Source organism: Aeribacillus sp. JST-2, assembly GCF_056032925.1.
In genome coordinates this window covers 16,988-29,625 of the sequence record NZ_JBVVUU010000009.1, presented here as the reverse complement: position 1 = coordinate 29,625, position 12,638 = coordinate 16,988, and the positions used below count along the sequence as shown (strand labels likewise).

Annotated in this window: 8 protein-coding genes and 2 riboswitches; all 8 genes read left to right on the top strand. The window is 41.8% G+C overall.

Translation table 11 applies throughout. The features are described 5' to 3' along the window. Positions 1-93: 93 nt before the first annotated feature. Positions 94-224, top strand: a riboswitch (guanidine-I (ykkC/yxkD leader). 162 nt (positions 225-386) lie between these two features. Beyond that, positions 387-1,412: an ABC transporter substrate-binding protein gene (locus AC0KTX_RS06770; protein ID WP_474251458.1), complete on the top strand. Its 1,026-nt coding sequence runs from the start codon at positions 387-389 to the stop codon at positions 1,410-1,412. Between the two features lie 13 nt (positions 1,413-1,425). After that, positions 1,426-2,244, top strand: a complete 819-nt coding sequence (locus AC0KTX_RS06765) for an ABC transporter permease (protein ID WP_474251457.1) — start codon at positions 1,426-1,428, stop codon at positions 2,242-2,244. Continuing rightward, the gene (locus AC0KTX_RS06760; protein ID WP_474251456.1) at positions 2,245-3,039 is read left to right on the top strand and encodes an ABC transporter ATP-binding protein; all 795 of its coding nucleotides are present in this window, start codon (positions 2,245-2,247) and stop codon (positions 3,037-3,039) included. Positions 3,040-3,058: 19 nt separating this feature from the next. Continuing rightward, positions 3,059-4,765: a methyl-accepting chemotaxis protein gene (locus tag AC0KTX_RS06755; protein WP_474251455.1), complete on the top strand. Its 1,707-nt coding sequence runs from the start codon at positions 3,059-3,061 to the stop codon at positions 4,763-4,765. Positions 4,766-4,901: 136 nt separating this feature from the next. Next, positions 4,902-5,024: riboswitch (guanidine-I (ykkC/yxkD leader) on the top strand. Positions 5,025-5,086: 62 nt separating this feature from the next. Further along, entirely contained in the window at positions 5,087-5,800 is a 714-nt protein-coding gene (locus AC0KTX_RS06750; RefSeq protein WP_474251454.1) for an urea amidolyase associated protein UAAP1, read from the top strand. Between the two features lie 99 nt (positions 5,801-5,899). Beyond that, the gene (locus tag AC0KTX_RS06745; RefSeq protein WP_474251453.1) at positions 5,900-6,550 is read left to right on the top strand and encodes an urea amidolyase associated protein UAAP2; all 651 of its coding nucleotides are present in this window, start codon (positions 5,900-5,902) and stop codon (positions 6,548-6,550) included. Between the two features lie 43 nt (positions 6,551-6,593). After that, entirely contained in the window at positions 6,594-10,232 is a 3,639-nt protein-coding gene (gene uca, locus AC0KTX_RS06740) for an urea carboxylase (protein WP_474251452.1), read from the top strand. Continuing rightward, positions 10,229-12,001, top strand: coding sequence for an allophanate hydrolase (gene atzF, locus AC0KTX_RS06735; protein ID WP_474251451.1), 1,773 nt, complete (start codon positions 10,229-10,231; stop codon positions 11,999-12,001). Before uca ends, atzF begins: the two co-directional genes overlap by 4 nt. Positions 12,002-12,638 lie beyond the last annotated feature (637 nt).

The following is a 12,638-nucleotide window of genomic DNA, read 5'->3' as shown; positions in this document are numbered from 1 at the left end:
ATTAACCAAAAAAGAAGGTGAAAAGCTAAGCTTGAGCCAGCACTTCTCTGGATGAAGAACAAGTGAATATCGTTCCCCAAAAATAGGTGGGAAAGAAAAGCTGTCTAGGGTTCCGTTGCTGGCTGGCTATATCACCGCCGGTAAGTCTGGTCCGAGAGAGAGCGTATAGAAGCTGCATTTTATCGCAACTTCTATATACACGGAAGGATAAAAGCCTGGGAGATCGATTCTCTCAGGCTTTTATTTTTTCATCCAAAAATAAAAAATTTAGGGAGGGAGATGCAGCTGCCGCAGAAAATTCACCATATATTGACCCTGTCTATTTTCAAAGCCATCTTCATTTTCTCGAAATTCCTGACAAAAAATATAAAACAGAGGTGAATGACATGAAAAAAAGGAAACTTCCATTACTTGCGCTATCAATTATATTTTGTTTGCTGCTCGCTGCTTGCGGAAGTAAATCTGCAAATGAGACTTCTGGCGGCAATAAAAGCAAAAAAGAACCGATTAAGATTGGTTTCAGTGCTTTGCCGAGCTGGTATTTATGGCATCTCGTAGAAAAAAAGGGTTTTTTCGAAAAACATGGAGTGGATGTCGAATTGGTTTGGTTTCCAGTATATGCTGATTCCCTTTCTGCATTAAATACGGGAGAAATTGATGGAAACAGCCAGGCTTTGCTTGATTCGATATCCCCGTTAGATAAAGGAATTGATTTAAAAGCGGTATTTATTACAGATAATTCACTTGGCGGCGATGGGCTTGTTGCTTCAAATGATATTCGCTCCGTTAAAGACTTAAAAGGGAAGAAAGTCGGTACGGAAATAGGAACGATTGAACATTTTTTTCTTCTCACGGCATTACATGAAGCGGGATTAAAGGAATCCGATGTGAAATTTACAAACTTATCTGTTCAAGATGCGGGGAATTCATTTATAGCTGGAAAATTGGATGCAGCCGGTTTGTGGGAGCCTTTTTTAAGCATGGCAGTGAATAAGGGAAAAGGACATAAATTGGTGACATCCGCTGACTTTCCAGGCTTGATTTCCGACTTATTTGTTGTAAGAGGAGATGTTGCGAAAGAGAGAAAAGAGGACGTCCAAAAAATCGTAGCAGCATGGTTTGATGCGGTTGACTATCTTTCGCAAAATTACGATCAATCGATTCAACTGATAGCGGACGAGGCGGGAATTTCCAAAGAAGAGCTGGATGTAGGAATGAAAGGATTCAAGCTGTTTTCTCCTGAAGAAAGCTTGAATGCTTTTAAAGAGGGGGATAACTATCAATCTTTTTATTACACAGCTGAAAAAAATGCTGAATTTTTAAAAGAGTTAGGGTTTATTAAAGAAATTCCTGATTTTAGCAGTTTCGTTGACACATCATTTATTAAAGCGGAAATTGAACGGGCAAAGTAAGGAGGATAAATGGATGGAGCTTCAAAAAGGAAAAAGGCATCAATGGACATTATTCAAAATACGCGAGGATATTCCGAAAAAATGGTATTTTACAGGGGTATCGGCCGCTTTTCTCTTGTTATTGCTCATTTGGATTTTGCTAAGCAATTTAGAGTTCGTGGATGAAGTTTTTCTTCCGACTCCCGCAGCTGTTGTGGCCTCTTTCTTTGCCGCCCTTTCAAGTCCGGAGTATTGGGGAGAAATTAGTATTAGCGTCTACAGAGTTTTTATGGGGTTTTTGCTGGCTTGTCTGTTAGGGATTCCGCTCGGAATATTGGCTGGTACTTTTAAGCTTGCAGAATCGGTTATTTTGCCCGTCTCTGAATTTATCAGGTATATGCCGGCAGCCGCTTTTATTCCGCTTATAATGGTTTGGGCAGGGATTGGGGAAACTGCCAAAATTTTAGTGATTTTTATCGGCAGCTTTTTTCAGCTTGTTTTAATGGTGGCAGATGACACAAACCGAATTCATAAAGACCTGCTCTATGCTTCCTATACCCTTGGAGCGAATCGCCGGCAAGTCATTTCAAAGGTCATCATCCCAGCAATGCTTCCGAAATTAATGACAACTATGCGGCTGATTATGGGATGGGCTTGGACGTATTTAGTTGTAGCAGAGCTGGTGGCAGCAAACAACGGTCTTGGCTATTCAATCATGAAAGCACAGCGTTTCTTGGATACTGAGTCCATTTTTGTCGGAATCATTGTCATCGGGCTGTTGGGACTTATTATAGACAGGTGCTTCGCCTACGTTAACAAAAAATTATTTCCATGGGCGGAAGGGGGAAATTAAATGTTGAAGGCGGTCAAAACTCAACCAGAACTTCAGCAAGAGGAAATTGAAATCAACATTCAAAATTTATCCAAAGTATATAAAACGAATAATGGCTCCTTTGAAGCGCTGAAGAATGTTTCTTTGTACGTAAAAAATGAAGAATTCGTCTCCATTCTTGGTCCGTCGGGATGCGGCAAGTCCACCATTTTGAGAATTTTGGCAGGTTTAGAGGAACCGACATCAGGAAGTGTGCAAGTATCCGGTGAAGAAGTGAAAGGACCAAGTGCGAAACGGGGGATGGTCTTTCAGTCTTATACGTTGTTTCCATGGTTGACAGTAAGAGAAAACATAGAATTTGGTCTCAAGCTAAAAGGAATGAAACAAAAAGAGCGTAAAGAAATTTCCGATCGATATTTAGAGCTGGTAGGACTGGAAAGATTTGCAGATTCCTATGGCAAAGAATTGTCCGGCGGCATGAAGCAGCGTGTGGCTATTGCAAGATCCTTGGCCAATAATCCGGAAGTGTTATTAATGGATGAACCTTTTGGAGCGCTTGATGCACAAACAAAGCAGTCCATGCAGCAATTATTGTTGGATATTTGGAAGAAGGAAAAAACAACCATTGTGTTTATAACGCACGACATCGACGAAGCCTTATTCTTATCCCAGCGAATCTATGTTATGGAAGCAAGACCGGGGAGAATTCTCGAAGAGATTGATGCGGACTTGCAATTGTTTCAAGATGGGGAGCTGGTGGATGTAGAGAAATTTATGGCTGTCAAAAAACATATCATTTCTTTATTAAAGCGTTAGCAAAAAACTCCACAGGAGGATGGAAGGGCTGTTGATAATGGGGATACGAAACAAACTGCTACTTGGCTTTGGAACCGTTTTGCTAATTGTCCTGCTCGCCTTTCTCATCGTTTATTCTACTTTGCAGGACATTTCCAATTCTTATTTTAATTTAGCAAAAACTGAGATGAAAAAATTGCAGCTTGCCCACCAGATTCAATTTGAAGATCTTGCGTTAACAGATGCGGTTAGAGGGGTGATTATCGAACCGGATAATACGGCCGAAAGGGAAAAGTACAATCAGTTTGCTGAGCAAATTGATCAACATATTCAAGAAGTGACCCCTATGCTGGATGATTCCAGGACGAAAAAAATTTTTCATGATCTAAATAGAAACAATCAAAAATTAGTTGATTTAGAAACGCAGATGATGGAATTGGCCGGGAAAGACCGTCAAAAAACGCTTGCTATTTTTCATGGAGAATATGCCGATATTCGCGCAATTTTTAGTTCCAAACTGGAAGAATTCAAACAAATCACGACAGAACGGATAACCAAGAAAATTGAGGAAGATGAAAAATTAATAAGAAAAAAAATCATGGCAGGTGCAGCGGTATTTATCATAGCAATGCTTGCAGGAATTTTAATTGCAATATTCATTTCTAAAAGCACCACCCGGCCATTGGGGCAAATGGCAAATAAATTAGAGGAATTGGCGAGAAATAAAGGAGATTTAACAGCCAGAATCCATATCACGAATAAAGATGAAATCGGCAGGCTGGCGACGGTATTTAATAGAATGCTGGAAAACCTGCAAAAAATGATGATTAAAATAAAGGAAACGACAGATGAAGTTTCTGTTTCAGCATTTGAGCTTTCTGAAGGTACTAGAAACTTTGCGGAAAGCACCGAACAAATCACGATGGCTGTTCAAGACATTGCTTCCGGAGCCGGAGATCAAGGTGACATGGCGGATGAAAGCTCGCATGCGGTGAATAAAATTGCCACTGAAGTTCAAAAAGTTGCATCGTCATCTTCTTTTGCAGCAGAATCGGCCTTGACCACATCGAAAATAGCAGAGGAAGGAAATAAATCAATCGTCAAAGCAGTAAAGCAGATGGAATTTTTGCAAAAATCGGTGGATGAAGCGTTTATCAAGATCGAGGAACTTGGCAAGCTTACCGATGAGATAAAAAAAATATCAGATGTCATGGCAAACATAGCGGAGCAGACGAATTTATTGGCTCTAAATGCTGCCATTGAGGCGGCGCGTGCAGGGGAACAAGGCAAGGGTTTTGCTGTTGTAGCAACAGAAGTTCGAAATTTGGCGGAAGAGTCAAAACAATCTGCGGTTCAAATAAATGAAATGATTCAGCATGTCCTCTCCATTGCTGCTGCAGCCGTGGAGAATATCGATAAAGGAAGAAGCGATCTAAAAGAGGGAAAAAGGGTTGTGGATGATGCTGGGCGTGCTTTCCATAAAATTTTAACATCAGTTGAGAAAGTAACATGTCAAATACAAGAGGTTTCCTCATCTGTCCAGCAAATGTCAACAGGTGCTGATCAAGTTGCTGTTTCTATCGGACAATTGGCTGACATCGCCAAAAAATCATCAGCTCATTCACAAAATGTGGCAGCCTCAACGGAAGAACAATTGGCTGCAATTGAAGAATTTACAGCAACGGCAGAAAATCTCTCAAATGTAGCGAAAAAACTGAGAAACATGATCGGGGAATTTAATGTTTAACATTGCTTTTATCTATTTCCCTCATTCATTGTAAGTTTTATGTTATATTATCTGACAAAATCATTGAACAATGCTGCACTCCTTTCTATATTAATCTTAAATAAAAATTTCATAAAGGTTCCTGATCGATAGGAACAAAAAAGCTGTCTAGGGTTCCGCTGCTGCTCGAGCTTGCAGCAGGTCTGGTCCGAGAGAGAGCGTATAGAAAGCATCAAAAGATGTCTTTCTATAAACACGGAAGGATAAAAGCCTGGGAGATTTCCCTAGGCTTTTATTTTTTTACAACGATCATTAAGAAAAGTCTCAAAGGAGGTATATTGGATGACTAGAATTTTCAGCAAAACGATCGTACCTGGAGGAAAATGGTCAGGAAAAATTGGAAAAGGAAAGCTTATTCGTTTTACAGCCTTGGAGGCTGGGGCTAATCTTTCGCTTATGATGTATCATGCACATGATCTTTCAGAGCGTTATAACATGCCGGATACATTAAAAGCCCAGCACACATTTCACTTGACAAAGGGAAACGTATTGATGAGCGATAACGGCCGAGTATTGGCCAGCATAACCAGCGACAGCCTTGGCTGGCACGATACTGTTTCAGGCTATACCACAAGGGAAGGAACAGATGAAAAATATGGCAAAACAAGCTATCAAGAATTAAGAAATGAATGGCTCAGAAGCGGAGAAGAGAACTTTGCCATGGAACTTGTAAGAAACGGGCTCAGCCTGCGCGACATGGCTCCTGTCGTCAATCTGTTTTCAAAAGTGAAAACCGATGACAAAGGCAACCTTACCTATTGTTTGGATCATTGCAAAAAAAATGACACAGTGACATTAAGGACTGAAATGAATATTTTGCTGATTTTATCCAATACACCAAACCCGCTTGATCCAAGAACCCATTATCCGTCCGTTCCGGTGGCGATGGAAGTGCTTCCGGCAGAGCCTGTCGATTTGAACGATCATTGTGTAAATTATCGTCCTGAAAACCGCCGGGCATTTGAAAATACTTGGGAATATTATACGCTTTTGTAACATCGGGCAGGAAATTGTTTGAGAGCCCAGGGCTGATGCCTTTAAAGCTCAACATTATAGAAAATAGCGATAAAAATAGGATGCGAGGAGGAAAGGAACATGGAAAATATTAAAAAAGTGGAAAGTTCTCGAAAGGAAGAGAATGCAATTTATAACAAAATCATTCCTGCCGGGGAAGGCTGGATGCATGAACTAAAGCCAGGGCAGGTTCTCAGAATTGTCGACTTGGAAGGAAATCAGGCAGTAGATACATTGTTTTACGATGCAGATAACCCGGAGGATCATTACAGTGTAACAGCCACCATGACAGGGCAGAAAAATATTTACTTAACAACGGGTTCGGTGCTTCGTTCGGAATCAGGAAATGAACTGCTGAAGATTGTAGCGGATACGTGCGGGCGCCATGATACATTAGGCGGTGCTTGCTCAGCACAAAGCAATACCGTCCGCTATGCACATGATAAATTGCATATGCACAATTGCCGAGACACGTTTATGCTGCAGTTGTCGAAATATGGGGAACGTTTTACAAAAAGGGACCTGGCTCCAAATATTAACTTCTTCATGAACGTTCCGGTTACAGAAGATGGTCATTTAGAATTTGCTGATGGAATCTCTTATGCCGGAAGTTATGTGGAATTATTATCCCTTAGGCGGACATTGGTGCTGATCAGCAACTGCCCGCAATTAAACAATCCTTGCAATGCTTACAATCCAACAAAAATACAAGTGCTGATTTGGGATAAATAAACAGAATCAACTAGGATACGGATGCGTCAGGGGGGAGAACAAAATGTTTAAAAAAATTCTGATTGCCAATCGCGGGGCAATAGCCGTCCGGATTGAACGGACGCTTCGCAAGCTTGGAATTCTATCGGTTGCTATATATACAAAGGCGGATCAAGACAGTTTACATGTAGACGAAGCAGATGAAGCTATTTTAATAGGAGAAGGCCCGGTCAAAGACAGCTATTTGAATGGAAATTTAATCATAAAAGCTGCCATTGAGTCAGGAGCCGATGCCATTCATCCCGGATATGGATTTTTAAGTGAAAACGCAGATTTTGCCCGCTTGTGCGAACAAAATGGAATTACGTTTATCGGACCTTCACCTGAACAGATGGAGATATTCGGATTAAAGCATTCTGCCAGAGAAATTGCAAAAAAAGCCAATGTTCCTTTATTGCCGGGAACGGACCTCATCACCGATTTGGATGAGGCGGTAAAACAAGCTGAACATATTGGTTATCCAATTATTTTAAAAAGCACGGCAGGAGGCGGAGGCATCGGAATGCGCGTTTGCGAAAATGAACAGCATTTGCGCTCGGCATTTGAGGCTGTACGTCGTCTTGCTGAAACAAATTTTAAAAATAAAGGCGTTTTCCTGGAGAAATATATCGCTAAAGCACGCCATATAGAAGTTCAAATTTTTGGAAATCGATTTGGTGAAGTGGTAGCTTTAGGCGAACGAGACTGCTCTATTCAGCGCCGCAATCAAAAAGTTGTGGAAGAAAGTCCGGCCCCTCTTTTGTCCCAGGAAGTCAGAAAAGGAATGTTCGCAGCCGCCATCCGATTGGCGGAAGAAGTTGGATACCGGAGTGCAGGCACCGTTGAGTTTTTATATGATCCTGAAACAAGCTCCTTTTACTTTCTTGAAGTGAATACAAGACTTCAAGTGGAGCATGGTGTAACAGAAGAGGTCTTTGGCATCGATCTTGTTGAATGGATGATACGTGAAGCAGCAGATGATCTGCATGAATTGCATTCCTTGGTTAAAGAGCCGAAAGGGCATAGCATTCAAGCGCGTATTTATGCGGAAGATTGTTTGCAAGAGTTTCGACCGAGCGCCGGTCAGATTGATGAAGCAAAGTTTTCTGAGGCAGCGCGAACGGAAACGTGGGTAAGAAACGGGATCACGGTTACGACACTTTATGATCCAATGCTGGCGAAAGTGATTGTTCGTGGAAAAAATAGGGAAGAGGCGATCGGAAAACTCATACAAGCGCTAAACGAAACGAAATTGTACGGTATTACAACCAATCTTCAATATTTGAAAGCTTTATTGAAGGAAAAAGATTTTATAAAAGGAAATGTATACACCCGTTTATTAAACCATTTTCAACCTAAAGAACATGCACTGGAAGTATTGGACGGAGGAATTCAAACAACTGTTCAGGATTGGCCCGGACGCATTAAATATTGGAGCGTAGGTGTGCCGCCTTCCGGTCCGATGGACCCGCTCTCGTTCCGGATTGGAAATAAACTTCTCGGGAACAGAGAAGGCGCCCCTGGTCTTGAAATGACATTGCGCGGGGGATCTTATCGTTTTCGAGATGATATATGGTTTTGTATTACAGGCGCCGATATGCAGGCTAAGCTTGACGATCAGCTCGTGCCGATGTATGAACCTGTTTTGGCCAAAAAGAACCAAGTATTATCATTTGGTGAAGCGAAAAGGGGAATGCGGACTTATTTATTAGTAGCAGGCGGTTTTGACATGCCTGAAGTTTTAGGAAGCTCCTCCACATTTACGCTCGGCGGATTCGGCGGCCATGGCGGACGCGCCTTGCGCACTGGCGATGTGCTTTTAGTCAACCGGGGGGCTGTTGTCAAAAAAACGAAGGGGCTTCCAACTGAATATAGACCGATCATTGCGAATCAATGGACGATTGGCGTCATTCCGGGCCCACATTGTACAAGCGAATTTTTGCAGCCGGAATATTTGCAGCAATTAACTGAAACAGAATGGGAAGTGCATTTTAACAGCTCGCGCACAGGCGTCCGGTTAATGGGCCCAGCGCCGAAATGGGCAAGAGAAGACGGCGGAGATGCAGGTTTGCATCCGTCAAATATTCATGATAACGCTTATGCGGTGGGAACGCTTGATCTAACAGGCGATATGCCGATTTTACTGGGACCTGATGGACCTAGTTTAGGAGGATTTGTCTGCCCAGTTACGACGGCTTCAGCTGAGTTTTGGAAAATTGGGCAATTGCATCCGGGCGATATCGTCAAGTTTCATTTGTTGTCATTGGAAGAAGCGGAGGAACTTCGAAAAAAACAAGAAATGTTTCTGCAAAAAATTGAAAATGGCAGTTTGTACGGATTTCAACCTTCTCAACTTCCTGCCATTAATCCAAAAATTACAGCCGACGATTCAATTTTGGCTCAAGAACAAACATCTCGAAACATTCCAATTACGATTCGTTCAAGCGGCGACGAAAATTTGCTGATTGAGTACGGTTCAATGGATTTAGACCTGCTGTATCGCTTTCAAGTACATGCTTTAATGCAAGCGATACAACAAAAAGGAAACATCCCTTTCCTTGATTTAACGCCGGGCATTCGGTCTTTGCAAGTGCACATTGACCCATCGAAAATGTCCGTTCGTGAGGCTTGTCAAAAAATTTTAGAAATTGACCGTGAGCTTCCGCCGCTGGAATCGATAAAAGTCCCATCGCGTATTGTCCGGCTGCCTCTTTCCTGGGATGATCCGGCTACTCAATTGGCCATTGAACGCTACCAGAAAAACGTCCGCCCTGATGCTCCGTGGTGCCCTAGCAATTTAGAGTTCATCAGGCGCATAAATGGCTTAAATAGCATTGATGATGTAAAGAAAATTGTATTTGATGCAAAATATCTTGTTTTAGGATTAGGCGACGTCTATCTCGGCGCCCCAGTAGCCATTCCAATTGATCCACGGCACCGTTTAGTCACAACAAAATATAACCCTGCCCGGACTTGGACGCCTGAAAATGCTGTAGGAATTGGCGGTTCGTATTTATGTATATATGGAATGGAAGGTCCTGGAGGCTATCAATTTGTCGGCCGGACGATTCAAATGTGGAATAAATTCCGGACAACGAAGAGTTTTGAACAAGGAAAACCTTGGCTATTGCGGTTTTTCGATCAAATTCAGTTTTACCCAGTAGATGCGGAACAATTGCTGCAATTACGGGAAGATTTTCTTAGAGGAAGGTTTGAAGTGGAAATAACAGAAACAACGTTTGATCTTGGTGAATATTTAAAATTCTTGGATTCGATCAAAGATAGTGCCGAAACATTCCGTATGCGGCAGCAGGAAGCTTTTAAAGCAGAGCGAGAACGGTGGAAGCAGCTAGGATTGGCGGAATATATATCAGAGCATGAACCAATGAAAGAAGGGCAAGAGGAAGATATCCCTCCAGGTGCTGAGGTTGTTCGTTCTTCCATGACTGGAAGTGTATGGAAAGTGCTTGTGTCTCCTGGACAGCAAGTTAAGAAAGGCGATGTTCTGATGATTGAAGAAAGCATGAAGATGGAGTTTCCACAGCTGGCACCGTGCGATGGACAAATAGTAAATGTTTACGTGAAACCAGGGGATGAGGTGCAATCAGGACAATTGATTGTCAGCATTTTAAAGCAGAAAGAACGAGAGGAGGTTCTCAAATGAAATCGGTCAAACATTTTCCTCAACCTTTGACGATTGCGCGTTTGAGAGAGATGTACCTTAACAATCAACTAACTCCCGAAGAAGTAGTCGTTGAAATCATTCATCGAGTTAAACAAGATGAGGATATGAATATATGGATTACCCCTCCGACAATGGAAAGAATTCAGCCTTATCTAGACAGGCTTGCTTCACTGGATCGGAAAAGCTTGCCATTATGGGGCATTCCATTTGCTATTAAGGACAACATTGATTTGGCTGGGGTTCCGACAACTGCAGCTTGCCCCCAATATGCTTATATACCAGAAAAAAGCGCAACAGTAGTCGAACGGTTAATCGAAGCTGGTGCGATCCCTTTAGGAAAAACAAATTTGGATCAATTCGCTACAGGACTTGTCGGTACAAGAAGCCCTTTTGGGGAAACGAAAAATGCCTTAAAAGAAGAACTGATAAGCGGAGGATCAAGTTCTGGATCTGCGGTGGCCGTTGCACGCGGCCATGCAGCGTTTGCACTCGGAACGGACACTGCTGGATCCGGACGAGTGCCGGCAGCCTTAAATCGCTTAGTCGGATTTAAACCGAGCAGGGGAGCCTGGTCGACCGCTGGAGTAGTTCCGGCTTGCGCAAGCCTTGATTGTGTGACAGTTTTTGCGCACAATTTGCAGGATGCATTGGAAGTCGATCAAATTGTACGCGGTGAGGATGAAACAGATCCTTGGTCACGCTCTTTCCCGAACATATCGCCGAAAAGTCCGAGCAAAATTTGTTTGCCGAAACAACAGCTCTCATTTTTTGGCCCATTTCGTGAAGGATATAGGAATGCTTGGATGAAAACGATAAAAAAATTGGAACGTTTACGCCTTCCGATTGAGTTTATCGACTATGACATGTTTTCCGAAGCGGCGTCTCTTCTTTATGAAGGTCCTTGGGTGGCGGAAAGATGGGCGGATTTAGGCGATTTTGTGAAAGCAAATGCAGAATATGTGTTTCCCGTTACAGAAAAAGTCCTTTCTTCCGGAGCTGCTCCTGATCATACGGCAGCTTCAGCTTTTCAGGAAATGCACAGGATCCAATCAATCAAGCATAAAGTGAAAAAAATGTTAAAAGATGCAGTATTGGTTCTGCCTACTTGCGGCGGTACTTGGACACGCGAACAAGTTAGCCTTGATCCAATTCGCACAAATAGCGAAATGGGGAAATACACGAATCACTGTAATCTTTTGGATCTGTCCGCAATAGCTATTCCGGCGGGAGAAGCGGAAGCGAATGTTCCTTTCGGTATAACGATGTTTTCGATGGCAGAGCAGGAAGGATTGGTTTTCGGACTTGCTTCTCAATTTTTAGGAGAGATTCCAAAAGAAAATTTTCAACCTCAAAAAAATACGACTTTTGTTGCCGTCTGCGGTTTGCATATGAGGGGATTTCCGCTCGAAAATGAAATGCATCAATTCGGCGGCAAATTCGTTTGTGAAGCAACAACAGCTCCTAATTACCGACTGTATAAGCTGCCTACGGATCCTGCCAAACCGGGACTTATCAAAACAAACGACAATGGTGCCTCCATTCAAGTGGAGATTTGGGAAATGCCATTAGCTTCATTTGGTGCTTTTGCCGCATCGATTCCGGAGCCTTTAGGAATAGGAAAAATAGAACTCATCAACGGAGAGAAAGTGCCGGGCTTTCTTTGTGAAGCATATATAGCCAATCAATCGGAGGATATTACAGCTTTTGGAGGATGGCGTTCTTATTGCCTGAAAGAACTCAATTCATAATACAAAAGCCGTCAAACATGTTGGCGGCTTTTTCACGTTCAAGCGCAAAATTCTAATTTTAAGAGATTGACAGGATGGAGTGACTGAACTATTTAGATAAAATCGACGTGTACGTACAGTGTATTAGGAGACAGAAAGTTAGCTGCATACTTCTGTTTTGTTTATTTTTTAAACCGTAAAATACGACTTTTACCTCTGCTGGTTACTTGAATATTGAAAATACCAATGTATCAATTCATTTCCAAATTGCTTGAAAAAATAGTATTTCCTCTTAGTTAGATTTATTACATAAAATTTTAAAATATTGTATTTAAATTACAATTTTGGTAAAATTACTATATATTGTAAAAATAACTAGGGGGTGTGGGAATTTATAAAAATTAAGAAAACTATTTTTTTTATAATATTCTTCATCTTCTTAGCTTCATGCAATCATCAATTATCCTATGATCAAAAAATTGATTGTAATCAGAATTGGGCTCTATGCTCCATACAGAAGGAATATGCTGATCCTAACTCTTTAACAGACACACCTATAAAAATTGCCATTATTGATAGTGGAATTGATGAAGAAAAGGCTCGTGTCAAAGTATCAAAAAGGTTCAACGAGAAAAATAATCAAATAGATTCATACGGA

Bases quoted from the DNA above. Each gene is read 5' to 3' on its own strand.
- uca (WP_474251452.1), top strand. From the start codon at position 6,594: ATGTTTAAAAAAATTCTGATTGCCAATCGCGGGGCAATAGCCGTCCGG.
- AC0KTX_RS06765 (WP_474251457.1), top strand. From the start codon at position 1,426: ATGGAGCTTCAAAAAGGAAAAAGGCATCAATGGACATTATTCAAAATA.
- AC0KTX_RS06750 (WP_474251454.1), top strand. From the start codon at position 5,087: ATGACTAGAATTTTCAGCAAAACGATCGTACCTGGAGGAAAATGGTCA.
- AC0KTX_RS06760 (WP_474251456.1), top strand. From the start codon at position 2,245: ATGTTGAAGGCGGTCAAAACTCAACCAGAACTTCAGCAAGAGGAAATT.
- AC0KTX_RS06770 (WP_474251458.1), top strand. From the start codon at position 387: ATGAAAAAAAGGAAACTTCCATTACTTGCGCTATCAATTATATTTTGT.
- atzF (WP_474251451.1), top strand. From the start codon at position 10,229: ATGAAATCGGTCAAACATTTTCCTCAACCTTTGACGATTGCGCGTTTG.
- AC0KTX_RS06755 (WP_474251455.1), top strand. From the start codon at position 3,059: ATGGAAGGGCTGTTGATAATGGGGATACGAAACAAACTGCTACTTGGC.
- AC0KTX_RS06745 (WP_474251453.1), top strand. From the start codon at position 5,900: ATGGAAAATATTAAAAAAGTGGAAAGTTCTCGAAAGGAAGAGAATGCA.